The sequence below is a fragment of the Anaerolineae bacterium genome, assembly GCA_016931895.1.
Classification (GTDB): domain Bacteria; phylum Chloroflexota; class Anaerolineae; order 4572-78; family J111; genus JAFGNV01.
This window is the reverse complement of the sequence record JAFGDY010000114.1, coordinates 1-15,774: the sequence shown is the minus strand read 5'-3', so window position 1 is coordinate 15,774 and position 15,774 is coordinate 1. Positions and strand designations below refer to the sequence as shown.

Below are 15,774 nucleotides of genomic sequence, written 5' to 3'. Positions count from 1 at the left end.
TCTTCCACGGCCTGGTGTTTGCCGATGATCACTTTTTCTACGTTGCCCATCACTTTCTGGGCAAAGGTTTGCACAATTTCCATTTTTGGGGAGACTCCTTCCAATTGACAGGCTCTGGGAATTATACAACTTTTTGGGAATTCGCCCAAGACTTTACTTATTAATTGGAGCAACCGAACGTTCATTTTGAACACACCCTTTTGATTTTGCATCTGACCAAGCTTGTGATACCATGCCCAAGTTAGTATTTTGATATTCGCAATGGAGCTGTGTTTATGCCCACCGGCTATGTTTTCGACGAGATCTTTACCAAACATGATTTTCCCGGCCATCCAGAAAATGCTTACCGGCTCCGGGCGGTCATGGACTATTTGGCCAAACAGGAAATTTTGTCTAAATTGATCCTTATTCCGGCTCGCCCCGCCACCCGTGAGGAATTAATGTATGGCCACCGGCCCGATTACATAGACCGGGTTGAAAAAATTTGCCGCAACGGCGGCGGCATGTTAGACCCGGACACCTATACCAATGAATTCTCTTACCAGGCCGCAATTTACGCGGTGGGGGGATTGATAGATTTAACCATGGCGGTGCTGAAGGGCGAACTGGACAACGGTTTTGCCTTGATTCGCCCGCCCGGACATCACGCTACCCCTGACCGGGCCATGGGGTTTTGCCTTTTTGGCAACATTGCCCTTGCGGCCCGCGCCGCTTGTCGAGATGGGGGCTTGCAGCGGGTGGCCATTGTTGATTTTGACGTTCATCACGGCAACGGCACCCAGGCTATATTAAATGAGGATCCGGCGGTGTTCTTTGTTTCTAGCCATCAATACCCTTTTTATCCCGGCAGCGGGGATGTTACCGATACCGGCATCGGCGACGCCCAGGGCACAAAGGTAAATATACCCCTGCGGGCCAAAACCGGCGACGAGGGCTTTAAGCGACTTTACGGCGAGATTGTGTTTCCTATGCTGCGCCACTTTAAGCCGGAATTGATTCTGGTGTCTATTGGTTTTGATTGCCATTGGAAAGACCCCCTGGCCAACATTGAGTTGAGTTTAGGTGGTTACTACTGGCTGTGTCAAAATCTGGTGAACCTGGCCGACGAACTTTGCCAGGGCCGAATTGTTTTTACCCTGGAAGGCGGTTATGATTTAGAAGTACTGGCCCCGGGGGTGGGTAATGTATTCAGAACGCTGCTGAAAAATTCGGATTATAACGACGGCCTGGGAGCGTCAATGTGGGCCGAAGCAGACGTATCTAAACTGATTGCCCAACTGAAACAAATCCACGATCTTTAGAGGCCAAGAAAGGGAGAGATTTGTGACCGAAGACTTGCACTCAATCTTGATGGAGCAGAAAGCATATTACCAGGCGCGCGCCCAAGAGTATGACGACTGGTTCTACCGGCGAGAAAATTACGACCGGGGGCCGGAGCATACCCAACAATGGCAGACGGAAATCAACGAAGTGTGCCATGCGCTGCAAAAGGCCAATCTCGGCGGCCACATTGTAGATATTGCCGCCGGCACCGGTATCTGGACCCATGAGTTACTTTCCCTGGCCGATCATATTACCGCCATTGACAGTTCCCAGGAAATGCTTGAACTGAACCGTAGCCGGTTGCAGAGTAACAAGGTCACTTACGTGCTCACCGATCTTTTTTATTGGCAGCCGGTGATGGCCTACGACGCCGCTTTTATGGGTTTCTGGTTGTCTCACGTGCCGCCTTCTCAACTCTATGAATTCATTGGCACGCTGGTCGGGGCGTTAAAGCCGGAGGGAAAAATCTTTTTTGTCGACTCCTTATTAAAACCCTCGGCTACGGCCAGGGGCCAAACCCAAGATTTGATTCTCCGTGAACAGGCCGCCGGTCTTGGTAAAAGTAGGCAAATTACCATTCGTCGTCGTTTGAGCAACAATCGTGAGTTTGAGATTGTCAAAGTTTTTTATGACCCCCACGAATTGGTGGAGCGATTTGGGGCGCACAATATCCCGGTAACGGTCAAAAAAACCGACAATTTCTTTTTATACGGTTGGGGCACCAAAATGCCGGAGGATTAAAATTAGAAGGTAGCCCAATTTCTTTCTAATTTCTTCCCGTTTGATTTTGGGTCTGGCCGCAAATCTTGATCCCAATTTTAAGGCAAAGACGCAAGGGTTTTGATTTTCTCCTTGCGTTTCATTACGTTTGGCAACAGAAAATATTGTGAAAGTTACCCGAGCTAAAAAAGCAGCTTTGCCGGAATTTACCCGCCGGCAGGGTTATCTCATTTTGGCCGCAACGATTATTGGGGCGGGTTTGGTGTATCTGGATGGCACAATTATTACGGTAGCCCTCCCCCAAATCCAAAAAGATTTTAGAGCCTCAATGAGCAACCTGCAATGGCTGATTGATATTTACATTCTGTCATTAACCGTGCCTATCCTGGTAGCCGGCTCTTTAAGCGACCGTTATGGGCGCAAAAAACTGTTTATGGTGGGCCTGGCCGGCTTTACCACGGCTTCGGTGGCATGTGGCATGGCCACAGCGTTTAATCAACTCATTGTGGCCCGGATAGTGCAAGGTATCTCCGGCGCGGTGATGTTGCCCGGCAGCCTGGCCATCTTGAACGCCAGCTTTCCCCCCGCAGAACGCGGCAAAAACGTGGGCACCTGGTCGGCGTTTACGCCTCTGGCTACGGCCGCCGGCCCGCTGTTGGGCGGCTGGTTAGTGGATAATGTTTCCTGGCGGGCCGCTTTTTACATTAATTTGCCAGTGGGCCTGGCCGCCCTTCTGATTACCTGGCATTTTGTGCCCGAAAGTAAGAGCGACACGATACCCGAAAGCCAGGATTGGCCGGGGGCTGGCTTGATCACAGCGGGCCTGGGCGGCCTGATTTTTGGCCTGATCGAAGGCCCCCGGCGCGGTTGGGCAGACCCGTTGGTGTGGATTTCCATTGCCGTCAGTCTGGTTTGTTTGCTTGGTTTTGTAGTGGTTGAAAACAAAGCCAAACACCCCATGATTCCTTTTTCCCTCTTCAAACATCGCACTTTTAGCGGGATTACATTGGTTACTTTTGTGTTGTACTTTGCCATGAGCGGGGTATTTTTCTTCCTGACCCTCAACTTGCAGCAAATTCAAAAATTTACCGCTACCCAGGCCGGCCTGGCCTTTATGCCCATCATTGTCTTGCTATTTCTCTTGTCACGCAGATCGGGTGTTTTTGCCGATAAAGTGGGGCCCCGGCTGCCGATGATTATTGGCCCGGTAATTATTGCCGTTGGCTTTTTTATGTACATGCTGCCCGGGGTGGCCGCCGATGGGCTGGACTTTTTGCCGGCCACCGTTGTTTTTGGCCTGGGCCTGGGCATTACCGTGGCCCCCCTCACCGCCGTCGCCCTGGGCGCTGTGCCCACCCATCTTTCCGGCCTGGCCTCCGGGGTCAGTAATGCCGCTTCCCGCGTGGCCACCATGTTAGCGGTAGCCATGCTGGGGGCGGTAATGGTGCTTCAATTTGGGGCATCGCTGCAAGAATATTCTGTATCCATTCCCCTTTCAGAGCAGCATCGTTTGACTTTGGCCGAGGAAGCCCTGGATTTAGGCGGCGCGGAGCCTCCCTCCGGCCTCTCTTACGAGCTGACCGCGGCCATTGAAACCGTTATTGACATAGCCTTTGTTGATGCTTTTCGGTGGATGATGGGTTTGTGCGGCGTGCTGGCCCTCGGCAGCGCCGTGATTTCAGCCTTCACCATCAGCAACCGGATTGTTCACTACCACGAAGGCGAGATGCTCCCCTGGCCCGAGCTGGAACCGGCTCTGCCTGACCTGTCACGTTATGACCATGCCGGCGTGGAGGCCCAACTGCCGGGAGTCAACGGCCATAGTCATTATGCCGAATGGTATGAGTCGACTGAATATGAGCCATGAGGCCGGGGCTAGAGAGTCAATGCGTCGTCGTCCACAAGATAATCGCCAACCTTTTAATTCCGAAGTAATCGCCCTGGTGGTGGGTGTTTTAACGGCCCTTGTTCTGACGGCAGTGGCCCACACCTTATCCGTTTCGGCCACCACGGGCCAGGCTGTGGCGCAAGTGGTGCAGGCCGCCATTATTTCCCCTACGCCTACCCCTACCTCCACGCCCACCGCCACCTGCACCCCTACTCCCACGCCCATTGCCACGGCCACCCCAACCTCTACTTCCACGCCCACCGCCACCCGCACCCCAACCTCTACTTCCACGCCCACAAACACTCCCTCCCCCACGGTCACGCCTACCCCCACCTTGAACCTGGCCAAATGTAACGCCGCCGGTTGTGGCCTCAAGGCCAGGGCGCTGCCCACGGTTGAATATAGTTACAATATCCTGCTCATGCACAACCCGCCGGCCCGGCGCCGCTGCCCGGAGTGCCCCAAAAATGAGCAACTTTCTGAAACAGACTTGAACCGGCTCATCGCCGCCGACCGGGCCACCCTGAACCAGCTCCGCGCCATTGCCCTCTCGCAAGCGCCCTACCAGATTGCGCCGGGCATTGTTTATATTGTGTTCAACAGCGTGCATCACGTGGTCATTGACCTGGAGGAGCCTGGCTACGCGCTGCGCAACATCATCCCCAACGCCGAACGCGGCACGTTAATCACCCCCTCCTACTGCCTTTCCCCCAAATCATTGGTAGTGATTGACGCCGATTATCACGGCCTGAACGGCAGCAACAAAACCGAAACCGGCCAGGACTGGTTTTTTCACCTGGGCCGGGCCGCCCTGTTCCGGCGCGATGGCCGCTTTGATATTGACGTGCTGCGCGACCGCGCGGAGTACGACCCCGCCACCGTTTCCTGGGGCGGCGGGCCGATTTTTATTTGGGATGGGGCCTATAACTTTAACCCCAAGGAAGAATGGTTTGACCCGGACAGCCTGGATTATTACGAAACCACGCCCTGGGCCAAAATCTCGGCGGCTGTTTCCGAGGACCGCAAATATTTATTTTTAACCGCTTCTTTTGGGCTGACCATTGACGAGCACGCCGAAAACATCATCAACCTGGGCGAAACATGGGGCATCAAAATGGACCGGGCCATGCGTTTTGACGGCGGCGAAAGCGCCTACATAGCCATTCGCCTGGGCAACTACATGGTGCCTATCCTCAATATCGAGGAACCGCTCATTGTCAACTGTTTGGCGGTGGAAACGGCGGACTAACAATCCTATCCTGTGGCAAAATCCAAAACTTCTTGCGCTAACCTGATTCGCTCCTCATTATTCTGCATCAGGGCGCCGGTCATCAGGGCGCGCAGGCCCAGGTCGGTCAATGCGTCCTGGTATTTTTCATCCCCGTGGTCAAGCACAAAGCCGGTTAAAACCTCTCTTAAATAGCGGGCCATCCCCCCCACCGAAACTTCCAGACCCGCTGCGGCCATAATTTTGGCTACAGCCTCATCTATCTGTTCTCCCCCCATTCCCGCCACCCCAATTTTGGCGGCCCGGCTGGCGGCCAGGATTCGCGGCACGTTGGGCATGGCCAGCAGCGGCCCAAAACTCAGCAGGGGGTGGCCGGGGCAAAAGACAATGACTTTGGCTTCGCGGAGCGCGTGCAGCACCTCGCGGCTGGGTTGGGCTTCGGCCGCTCCGGCAAACCGCACCCCTGTTACCTCCGGCGGCGTTGGTTTTTGGGCCAAATACGCCTTTACCCCCAGTTCTCCTTTGGGCGTTTGAATGAGGGTCTGCACGGCATCTTCGCTCATGGGCAGGAGCGTATGGCGCACGCCCAACCGGCGGCTCAACTCTTTGGTGATCCAGTTCAGGGGATACCCTTCGCGTAGCCAGTAATTACGTAATAACTGAGTCGCCAGGTCACGGTCGCCAAGTTGATACCAGGTGGGGCCGCTGTAACGCGCCAGCGCCGCCATCATGTTCCAGCTTTCGTTCTTGAGGCCCTCAATGGCCGGATTGCCTAACCCGGCCAGGGTGTACATCACTTTATCCAAGTCGGGGGAGAGGCGTAGCCCCAGGTGCTCAAAATCATCGCCGGTATTGACGATGATGGTTAATTGTTCCGGCGGCAAAATTTGGGCCAGGCCATGCGCCAGTTTGGCTCCGTCCCCGCCGCCGGTAAGGGCCACCACGTGGCCGGTAAATTTATTGCTCATTTTGGGTTTTTTATTCCACAGGTTATTTCGTTTCCCACTTTTCACCGGGGTAGATTAAATGAGCCTCCTCTACCCTGAACGGCCAAAAAATTGAGGCAATAACTGAAATCACCAAAATGCCGCCCACCACGCCCAGCGCCACGCCAACGGGAATATGAAAGTCGGTGAAAAAGTGGCCTATCAGCGGCACCTCGTGGATTTTGGAGATGATCATCTTAACGCCCACAAACACCAAAATAACAGACAGGCCGTAATGCAGATAATAAAACATCCGCATAATCCCGGCCAGGGCAAAATAGAGCGCCCGCAAGCCCAAAATGGCAAATACGTTTGAGGTGTAGACAATAAAGGGGTCGGTGGTGATGGCCAGGATGGCGGGGATGGAATCCAGGGCAAAAATCACGTCGGTGGTTTCAATGGCAATTAGCACAATAAAGAGAGGAGTAGCCATTGAGCGGCCAGCCTGCCGCACAAAAAAGTTTTGCCCTTCAAGGGTGTTGGTAACCGGCAAAAAACGGCGCACCAGTTTAAGCACCGGATTTTTGTCCGGCTCAACTTCTTTGTCTTTTTCCAGGGCCAACTTGATGCCGGTGTAAATGAGAAACGCGCCAAAAATAAAGATGACCCATTCAAAGCGTTGAATTAAAGTAATGCCCGCAGCGATAAAAAGCGCCCGCATAATCAACGCGCCCAAAATGCCCCAGAACAGCACGTTATGCTGGTAACGTGAGGCCACGCCAAAGTAGGCAAAAATCATCAAAAAGACAAACAGATTATCCACGCTCAACGATTTCTCGATGAGGTAGCCGGTTAAATATTCCAGCGCCGAGGTTGGCCCGCGCCAAAAATAGATAATCACATTAAACAAGAGGGCCAGGGCAATCCAGACCGCGCTCCAGATGAGCGCCTCTTTCACCGAAATTTCATGGGCCTCGCGGTGAAATACTTTCAGGTCAATAACCAACATTATAATTACAAAAATATTGAAACCAATCCAGATGAAAAGTTGGGCGTCCATACTTTATCCTTCTTAGGACTTACGCACGTTCCAGAGGTGACAGTCACTTACAAAGTGACTGTCACCTCTGGAATGCATCAACGATTTGCGTAAATCCTACTTCTTTTAAAAAGTTCCGCAATACCGTCTGTAAAATCCCTCCGTTACGGTAATAGTCCACCTCCACCGGCGTGTCCACCCGGCACATCATTGTGATGGCCCGGGTGGCGCCATCAGCGCCGGTCACATCAACCTGCACCTCCTGGCGGGGTTGCAGGTTGTCATCAAGGTGGATGGTATAATTTTCTTGACCCGTCAGGCCCAGGCTCTTGGCGTTTTGGCCAGGTTTGAATTGCAGCGGCAGCACCCCCATGCCCACCAGATTGCTGCGATGGATGCGCTCAAAACTTTCGGCCAGCACCGCTTTGACCCCCAACAGTTGCGCTCCTTTGGCCGCCCAATCCCGGCTGGAACCCGTGCCGTACTCCTTTCCGGCAATCACCAGCAGCGACACGCCAGCGGCCCGGTATTTTTCGCTGGCGTCAAAAATGGGCATTACCTGGCCCGTGGGCAGGTAGGTGGTCCAGCCGCCTTCGGTGCCGGGCGCCAACTGGTTGCGCAGGCGGATATTGCCAAACGTGCCCCGCGTCATCACCCGGTCGTTGCCGCGCCGCGAGCCAAACGAGTTGAACTCTTGGGGCGCTACATCGTGATCCTGCAAATATTGCCCGGCGGGCATCTCCGCCGGGATAGCGCCGGCCGGGGAAATGTGGTCGGTGGTCACCGAGTCGCCCACTTTCACCAGCACCCTGGCCGTTTGAATGGATTGAATGGGGTTGGGGTTGGGCCTCATCTCCATGAAAAAAGGCGGTTCCTGGATATAGGTTGACCACTCGTACCACTCGTAGAGCGCGCCCTCGGTGATGGGAATTTCGTTCCAGCGCGGATTGCTGCGCTCGATGCCGCCGTACTCTCGCCGGAACGTATCAGGATTAAGGGCCTGGTCAAATTCGGCGGCGATTTCGGCGTGGGTAGGCCAGATGTCTTTAAGATAAACCGGCCGGCCGTTTTTATCTGCGCCCAGCGGCTCGGTGGTCAGGTCAATAGCCACGGTTCCGGCCAGAGCGTAGGCCACCACCAGCGGCGGGGAGGCCAGGTAATTGGCTTTGATGTAGGGGTGAATCCGCCCTTCAAAGTTGCGGTTGCCGCTGAGCACCCCGGCCACAATCAAATCGCCGGTGGTAATGGCCTGAACCACCTCGTCCGGCAGCGGGCCGCTATTGCCAATACATGTGGTGCAGCCATAGCCTACGGTATAAAACCCCAGTTGTTCCAGGTAAGGGGTTAAGCTGGCCTCATTGAGATAATGGGTGACCACTTTGGAGCCGGGGGCCAGGCTGGTTTTAACATAAGCGGGCACGGTCAAACCTCGCTCAACCGCTTTTTTGGCCAAAATGCCCGCTCCCAACATCACCGAAGGGTTGCTGGTGTTGGTGCAAGAAGTGATGGCCGCCAGCACTACCGCGCCGTGTTTGATTTCCTCTGAAGGGATGCCCCGTCGGTCGCCCTTCCTACGAATTAAGCCCGTGCGTTGCAGGGCAGTCTCGGCCAGGCCATAACCTTGCGGCCCAACCGGATGGGTCAGCGCCGCGTGGAAGGCTGTTTTCATCTCCGCCAGGGCCACCCGATCCTGGGGACGTTTTGGCCCGGCCAGGCTGGGCGTCACGTCGCCTAAATCAAGGGCCAGGGTGTCGGTAAATTTGGGTTCGGGCGTGGTATCGGCGCGGAAAAGGCCCTGTTCTTTGCTGTAGCGCTCCACCAACTCAACCAATTCCGGCGGGCGGCCGGTGCGGCGCAGGTAATTAAGCGACTCGGCATCCGTGGGGAAAAAGCCCATAGTCGCGCCATATTCGGGGGCCATGTTGGCAATGGTGGCCCGGTCGGGCAGGGTCATCTGGCTCAGGCCGGGGCCGTAAAATTCCACAAATTTGCCGACCACGCCTTTTTGGCGCAGCAGCTGCACCACGGTCAGGGTCAGGTCGGTGGCGGTCACGCCCTCGCGCAATTGGCCGGTCAGTTTAAAGCCAATCACTGCTGGGGTGAGCATATAAATGGGCTGGCCCAGCATCACGGCTTCGGCCTCAATCCCGCCCACTCCCCAACCCACAATGCCCAGGCCGTTAATCATGGTGGTGTGGCTGTCGGTGCCCACCAGGCTGTCGGGGTAAACCACCAGGCCGTCCTCTTCCGGGCGCGTCCAAACGCCTTTAGCCAGGTATTCCAGATTGACCTGATGCACAATGCCGCTGGCCGGCGGCACCACGCTGAAGTTGGCAAAGGCCTGCTGGCCCCAGCGCAAAAACTCGTATCGCTCCCGGTTGCGCTCAAACTCAATCTCCGAGTTACGCTCCAGGGCAATGCTCCGGCCAAACACGTCCACCTGCACCGAGTGGTCAATCACCAGGTTGACCGGCACCACGGGATTAATTTTTTGCGGATTGCCGCCCATGCGGGCCATGGCCGAGCGCATGGCGGCCAGGTCAACCACAACCGGGACGCCGGTGAAGTCCTGTAAAAGCACGCGGGCCGGTTTAAAGGGGATTTCGTCCGGGGCCGGGGCGGCGGCGTTCCAGGCAGCCAACTTTTGCACGTTTTCCGCGGTAACAACGTAGCCGTCCACCTCACGTAGCACCGCTTCCAGCAATATTTTTATTGAAAAAGGCAGCCGGGAGATATGGCCCAATCCTTCTTGTTCCAATTTGTCGAGGCGATAAAGGTAGGCCGAGCCGCGGCCGGTGTTAAATTTGGCCCGCGCACCTAGAGCGTTCCTGGTGGGTTGCGTCATTGCTTTTGCTCCTTGTCGGTGTGTAGATGATAAACATTAGACGTAGGCAGGGAACAGGGAACATAGTTTTTCCCCGCCTACCGTTACCCGTTTCCCAATCCGGTATATTTTACTCAGCATGGGGTGGAATTGCCAATTAAGATTAAGCTGTTGGCCGATTGAGGCGGAGTCTTTTTTGGTTCTTTGTTTTGCGTTTTGTGAAATTTTAGGTATAATCCGGCTCAACCTCATCGTTAAAGACTGTGACCGGGAGAAGTAACCGTTCAAACGGCGTTCAGAGAGCCGTGGCCTGGTGTGAGTACGGTACGTACGTGAGCGGCGAATGGCCCCGCGAGTTGCGCCCCCAAAACCTGCCCGGTGAGTAGGCGGCGACGGAGACTCCACCGTTACCTGGGAGCCGGATATTCATGTTGTGGCCATAGAGGGCTATGGCGGCGTATCTGTTGAGTGAAACTGGCTGGCCGAGGATACCTCTTGTGTTTCACAAGAGTTTTTTTTGCCGGTGAGACAGTCTAACTGGGGTGGCACCGCGGGAGATAAACCTCTCGTCCCTGGGAATCTTTAGCAAAGATTCGTAGAGGCGAGAGGTTTTTTATTTTATTAACTTAATCTAAATAAAAGGAGAAAACTTATGGACACTGTCAAATACATTTTAACCGAAGATCGCATCCCTCGCGTCTGGTACAACATCCAGGCCGACCTGCCCAAACCGGTTCCGCCGGTGATGCACCCCGGCACGGGCCAGCCCATTGGCCCGGATGATCTGGCCCCTCTGTTCCCCATGGGCTTGATTATGCAAGAGGTTAGCCAGGACCGGGAGATTGAGATACCCCAAGAGGTGTTGGACGTTTATCAGCTCTGGCGTCCCTCCCCCCTTATCCGGGCGCGGCGGCTGGAAAAAGTGCTGGATACCCCGGCCCGCATCTATTACAAGTACGAAGGGGTCAGCCCGGCCGGTTCGCATAAACCCAACACCGCCGTAGCCCAGGCTTACTTTAATAAGCAGGAAGGGGTGAAAAAGCTGTCCACCGAAACCGGTGCCGGGCAGTGGGGTTCGGCCCTGGCCATGTCCTGCGCCTTTTTTGGCCTGGAGTGCAAAGTATTTATGGTGCGAGTTAGCTACGACCAGAAGCCTTACCGGCGTGGTTTGATGGAGACCTACGGCGCTTCGGTAACGCCCAGCCCCAGCAACGAAACCGAGGCCGGCCGGGCTATTTTGGCCGAACATCCCGACTCCACCGGCTCTCTGGGCATTGCCATTTCCGAGGCGGTGGAAGTGGCCGTTAAAGACCCGGAAACCCGGTACAGCCTGGGCAGCGTGCTCAACCACGTGTTGATGCATCAAACCGTAGTGGGGCAGGAGGCGCTGGAGCAATTCAAACTGGCCGACGATTATCCCGACGTGGTGATTGGCTGCACCGGCGGCGGCTCCAACTTTGCCGGGTTGGTCTTTCCTTTTGTGGGGCGCAATCTGCGGGGTGAAACTAACGTGCGGGTTGTGGCGGTAGAACCCACCGCCTGCCCCAGCCTGACCAAAGGCCCGTATGCCTACGATTTTGGCGACACGGCTCACCTGACGCCGCTGGTCAAGATGCATACTCTGGGCAGCACCTTTGTGCCGGCCGGTATTCACGCCGGCGGCCTGCGCTACCACGGCATGGCCCCGTTGGTGAGTCACTTGCTTAACCTGGGCGCAATTGAGGCCACTGCCGTTAACCAATTAGTAACGTTCTCGACCGGGGTTCAGTTTGCCCGCGCTGAAGGCATTTTGCCCGCGCCCGAGTCGAATCACGCCATTGCGGTGGCGGTGGCGGAGGCGAATCGCTGCAAAGAAGAAGGCGTTAGCCGGACTATTTTGTTCAATCTGTCCGGCCACGGCCACTTTGACGTGCAGGCCTACCTGGATTACCACGCCGGCAAACTGCGCGATTACGAATATCCCGAAGAAGAAATTGCGATGGCCCTGGCCGGTTTGCCCAGTGTAGGCTAAGGTCTTTTATTCCTTTGACCAAGGCGCTTACTTTTTTCTTGTTTTCTTGTTCCCAAACTCAGTTTGGGAACAAGAAAACGTTGTAGGAATTATTGATTACAATTTTTTTCTGCCGAGTCTTTTTTGGCCGCCGCCAAACCCCGCGCGGCCAGGGCGGCCACAATTTTCTGCCACACTTCGTCTTCAAGCGTCTCGTTCCAGCTAACCACCGTCTCTTGATTCTTTTCAGTGATGGCCTCAGTGGATTTCTCTTTGCGCTGTTTGTTGCCGTTGCTCACGGCAATTCTGCGGAGCAGGTGCATGGTCTGGTTTTTAACCTCCTCGCCGTATAAAACGTGTAACTGTGCCCGAAAGTTCCCCTAAATAAGCTTAACTTCTGGCCGGGCGTTGGGCCTTACTATAACACGTTCAGGTTGGAAGTGTCAGACCACAACCTGACAATTGGCCGTTGAATTTCTGACTAAAGCAGATGATTTTGAAGACTTTAGAGGTTGGAAAAACGGCTTATTGTCAACCAAAAACAAGCGTGATATACTTGGCATTAGAGGGGAATGAAAGTGAATGAGGAGTTGCTAAAACTATCTTATGGCAATGAAGTGAGCAACTTCATTAGCCGGTCATTTTCTTCAGCGCGTTGCTCAACCACCGCCCCGTGTAACTTTCATCATTGGCGGCTACTTGCTCCGGGGTGCCCGCCGCCACAATGCGCCCGCCGGCGTAGCCGCCCTCCGGGCCAAGATCAATCACCCAATCGGCGCACTTGATCACTTCCAGGTTGTGCTCAATAACCACCACCGTATTGCCCCCGTCCACCAAACGGCTTAACACCGCCAGCAGCCGCTCAATGTCGGCAAAGTGCAGGCCCGTGGTTGGTTCGTCCAAGATGTACAGGGTTTTGCCCGTGGAGCGGCGGCTCAACTCTTTGGATAGTTTAATGCGTTGGGCCTCGCCGCCGGAGAGGGTGGTGGCCGGTTGGCCCAGGGTGATGTACCCCAGGCCCACCGCGTGCAGGGTTTCCAACTTGTTGCGGATAGAGGGGATATTGGAAAAAAATTCCAGGCCCTCGGCCACGGTCATCGCCAGGGCATCGGCGATGGTTTTGCCCTTGTACTTGATCTGCAAAGTTTCCCGGTTGTAGCGTTTGCCGTGGCACACCTCGCAGGGCACGTATACGTCGGGCAAAAATTGCATTTCAATTTTGATGATGCCGTCGCCCTGGCAGGCTTCGCACCGGCCGCCCTTCACGTTAAAGCTGAAGCGCCCGGCTTTGTAACCCCGCATTTTGCTTTCCGGCATGCTGGCGTAGAGTTCGCGCAGGGGGCCAAACAGGCCGGTGTAAGTGGCCGGGTTGCTGCGCGGGGTGCGGCCAATGGGGCTTTGGTCAATGTCAATCACCTTGTCCACAAACTCAATGCCTTTAACGGCTTCGTGTTTGCCGGGCGCGGCCTTGGCCCGGTACATCAATTGGGCCAGCTTGTTGTAGAGAATTTCAATCACCAGGCTGCTTTTGCCGCTGCCGCTGACGCCGGTAACGCACACCAGTTTGCCCAGGGGAAAGGACACGTTAATATTTTTCAGGTTGTTTTCCCTGGCGCCCACCACCGTGATCTCTTTGCCGTTGCCCTCGCGCCGGGCCGGGGGCAGCGGAATGGATTTTTGGCCGCGCAAGTATTGGGCCGTTAACGACGGGCCTTGCAAAAAAACCTCTCGTTCCGCCGAGGCCACCACCTGGCCGCCGAGTTTGCCCGCGCCGGGGCCCATTTCCACCAGCCAATCGGCGTTGCGCATGGTGTCTTCATCGTGCTCCACCACCAGCACCGTATTGCCCAGGTTGCGGATGCCCTTGAGCGTATTGATCAGGCGCTGGTTGTCGCGCTGGTGCAGGCCGATGCTGGGTTCGTCCAAAATATACAGGCAGCCCATCAACTGCGAGCCAATCTGCGTGGCCAGGCGGATGCGCTGGGATTCACCGCCGGAGAGGGTGGTGGCCGAGCGGCTGAGGGTCAGGTAATCCAGCCCCACATCGCGCATAAATTGCAGGCGGGTGATGATTTCTTTGACGATTTGGCGGGCGATCAATTGCTGCCGTTCGGTGAGGGCGGGGGGAAGAGATGTTTCCGGCGGTTCATTTCCGTTGTGCGCCTGGCCTTCATCCATTAAGTTGTTAAACCAGCGGAGCGTATCCGTCACGGCCATGTCGCTCACTTGATGAATGCCTTGCCCGGCCACCGTCACGGCCAGGGCTTCGGGCCGCAGGCGGTGCCCGCCGCAGGCCGGACAGCTTTGAGTAGACATATACCGTTCAATCTCAATGGTCACGTAATTGTTGTTGGCTTTGAGCGCGTCTTTGTAACGGCGCTGCAAATTGGGGATAACGCCTTCAAACGTGGTGCTATAGGTGCGCGTTTGGCCTTCGGCGTTGCGGTAGCTGAGGGCCACTTCATCGCCGGCTTTGCCGCCGTAAAGAAGAACGTCTTTTTGCTTGGGGCTGAATTCGCCGACGGGGGTATTCATGGGCAGGTTGTAGTGCTCGGCCACGGCGGCAATCAATTGGGCGTAATAACCGTTATCGTGCCGCTGGCTCTGCCTGGCCCACGGCCTAATAGCGCCCTGGGCCAATGTTCTTTCCGGGTTCAGCACCAGCTCGGGGTCAACCTTGAGTTTAACCCCCAAGCCGTCGCAGGTGGGGCAAGCGCCGTGCGGGCTGTTAAAGCTGAAGGTGCGCGGTTCAATCTCCGGCAGGCTGACGCCGCAATGCACGCAGGCAAAGTGCTCGCTGAAAAGGCGGTCCCAGGGTTTTTCAGGGTTGGTGACATCATTGACGATCAAAGCGCCGTTGCCCAGTTTGAGCGCGGTTTCCACCGAGTCGGCCAGGCGGGCCGCATCGTCATTGCCGCCGGTGGGCCGGATCACCAGCCGGTCCACTACGGCCTCAACGGTGTGCGATTTGTACTGCTCCAGTTCAAAGCCTTCGTCCAGATCGTAAATGTGGCCGTCTACCCGCACCCGCACAAAGCCGGCTTTACGAATGTCTTCAAAAACGGCCTTGTGTTCGCCCTTGCGTTCTTTGACCAGCGGGGCCAGGAGCATGATCCGGCTGCCGTCGACTTTGTCCAGAATGGCGTCAACAATTTGTTGGGTGGTTTGGATGTTGACCTCTCGCCCGCAGAGGTGGCAGTGGGGGGCGCCAATCCGGGCAAAAAGCAAGCGCAGGTAGTCGTAAATTTCGGTGACCGTGCCCACGGTGGAGCGGGGATTGTGGCTGGCCCCTTTTTGGTCAATAGAAATGGCCGGGCTTAAACCTTCAATTTGGTCCACGTCCGGTTTGTCCATTTGCCCCAAAAATTGGCGGGCATAGGCCGATAGGCTTTCCACGTAGCGGCGTTGGCCCTCGGCGTAAATGGTGTCAAAGGCCAGGCTGCTTTTGCCGCTGCCGGAGAGGCCGGTAATCACCACCAGTTGGTCGCGGGGAATCTCTAAATCAATGTTTTTTAGATTGTGCTGGCGGGCGCCGCGAATGATAAGTTTCTTTTGGGTCATAGCTTGTTTCCGTAAGCAGATTAAAAACCAAACTGTTACTGTACCATCAAAAAAGGTTCCGGTCAAAATCAAAATATGACATTTGGCCGGATTTATTCTAAAGTTTTGGTTTTAAGTAAGGGGAGGGTGAAAATTAGGAATTAGGAATTTGCTTCTCATTTTTTATAGGACTTTCGCAGTTGACCATTTATACTGAGATTAGTTTGAAACCATTACTTTCAGTAACAATGGCGGATATGTCATTTCGACCGAAGGGAGAAATCTCCTCGAAACCG

At 55.3% G+C, this 15,774-nt stretch carries 10 protein-coding genes and 1 other annotated feature; of the genes, 5 read left to right on the top strand and 5 right to left on the bottom strand.

Annotated features, from left to right (window positions below; all coding sequences use genetic code 11):
• Positions 1 to 275: 275 nt before the first annotated feature.
• The 4 genes from JW953_08870 (at position 276) to JW953_08855 (ending at position 5,180) form a co-directional block, all read left to right on the top strand.
• Positions 276 to 1,301 carry a histone deacetylase gene (locus tag JW953_08870; protein MBN1992808.1) on the top strand — a complete coding sequence of 342 codons (1,026 nt, stop codon included), beginning with the start codon at positions 276 to 278 and terminating at the stop codon, positions 1,299 to 1,301.
• 22 nt (positions 1,302 to 1,323) lie between these two features.
• Entirely contained in the window at positions 1,324 to 2,064 is a 741-nt protein-coding gene (locus tag JW953_08865) for a class I SAM-dependent methyltransferase (protein ID MBN1992807.1), read from the top strand.
• Positions 2,065 to 2,209: 145 nt separating this feature from the next.
• A complete protein-coding gene (locus tag JW953_08860) occupies positions 2,210 to 3,910 on the top strand; it encodes a DHA2 family efflux MFS transporter permease subunit (protein ID MBN1992806.1) in 1,701 nt (566 codons plus the stop codon).
• A gap of 19 nt (positions 3,911 to 3,929) precedes the next feature.
• The gene (locus JW953_08855; protein ID MBN1992805.1) at positions 3,930 to 5,180 is read left to right on the top strand and encodes a hypothetical protein; all 1,251 of its coding nucleotides are present in this window, start codon (positions 3,930 to 3,932) and stop codon (positions 5,178 to 5,180) included.
• A gap of 5 nt (positions 5,181 to 5,185) precedes the next feature.
• Here JW953_08855 and JW953_08850 read toward each other — a convergent pair whose 3' ends face one another.
• From JW953_08850 to acnA, 3 genes are all read right to left on the bottom strand, one after another.
• Entirely contained in the window at positions 5,186 to 6,127 is a 942-nt protein-coding gene (locus tag JW953_08850; GenBank protein MBN1992804.1) for a YvcK family protein, read from the bottom strand.
• Between the two features lie 22 nt (positions 6,128 to 6,149).
• Entirely contained in the window at positions 6,150 to 7,145 is a 996-nt protein-coding gene (locus tag JW953_08845) for a TerC family protein (GenBank protein ID MBN1992803.1), read from the bottom strand.
• Between the two features lie 61 nt (positions 7,146 to 7,206).
• Positions 7,207 to 9,969, bottom strand: coding sequence for an aconitate hydratase AcnA (acnA, locus tag JW953_08840; protein ID MBN1992802.1), 2,763 nt, complete (start codon positions 9,967 to 9,969; stop codon positions 7,207 to 7,209).
• Between the two features lie 233 nt (positions 9,970 to 10,202).
• Positions 10,203 to 10,525: a binding site (T-box leader), on the top strand.
• Between the two features lie 75 nt (positions 10,526 to 10,600).
• On the opposite strand from acnA, the gene JW953_08835 reads away from it, so the two are divergent.
• Entirely contained in the window at positions 10,601 to 11,959 is a 1,359-nt protein-coding gene (locus JW953_08835; GenBank protein ID MBN1992801.1) for a TrpB-like pyridoxal phosphate-dependent enzyme, read from the top strand.
• Between the two features lie 89 nt (positions 11,960 to 12,048).
• Here JW953_08835 and JW953_08830 read toward each other — a convergent pair whose 3' ends face one another.
• Together JW953_08830 and uvrA are read right to left on the bottom strand one after the other, a co-directional pair.
• The gene (locus tag JW953_08830) at positions 12,049 to 12,261 is read right to left on the bottom strand and encodes a hypothetical protein (protein MBN1992800.1); all 213 of its coding nucleotides are present in this window, start codon (positions 12,259 to 12,261) and stop codon (positions 12,049 to 12,051) included.
• 307 nt (positions 12,262 to 12,568) lie between these two features.
• Positions 12,569 to 15,499 carry an excinuclease ABC subunit UvrA gene (gene uvrA / locus JW953_08825; GenBank protein MBN1992799.1) on the bottom strand — a complete coding sequence of 977 codons (2,931 nt, stop codon included), beginning with the start codon at positions 15,497 to 15,499 and terminating at the stop codon, positions 12,569 to 12,571.
• Positions 15,500 to 15,774 lie beyond the last annotated feature (275 nt).

Coding starts and splice junctions, on each gene's coding strand:
- JW953_08870 (MBN1992808.1), top strand. CDS start 276: ATGCCCACCGGCTATGTTTTCGACGAGATCTTTACCAAACATGATTTT.
- JW953_08855 (MBN1992805.1), top strand. CDS start 3,930: ATGCGTCGTCGTCCACAAGATAATCGCCAACCTTTTAATTCCGAAGTA.
- JW953_08850 (MBN1992804.1), bottom strand. CDS start 6,127: ATGAGCAATAAATTTACCGGCCACGTGGTGGCCCTTACCGGCGGCGGG.
- JW953_08845 (MBN1992803.1), bottom strand. CDS start 7,145: ATGGACGCCCAACTTTTCATCTGGATTGGTTTCAATATTTTTGTAATT.
- acnA (MBN1992802.1), bottom strand. CDS start 9,969: ATGACGCAACCCACCAGGAACGCTCTAGGTGCGCGGGCCAAATTTAAC.
- JW953_08835 (MBN1992801.1), top strand. CDS start 10,601: ATGGACACTGTCAAATACATTTTAACCGAAGATCGCATCCCTCGCGTC.
- JW953_08830 (MBN1992800.1), bottom strand. CDS start 12,261: ATGCACCTGCTCCGCAGAATTGCCGTGAGCAACGGCAACAAACAGCGC.
- uvrA (MBN1992799.1), bottom strand. CDS start 15,499: ATGACCCAAAAGAAACTTATCATTCGCGGCGCCCGCCAGCACAATCTA.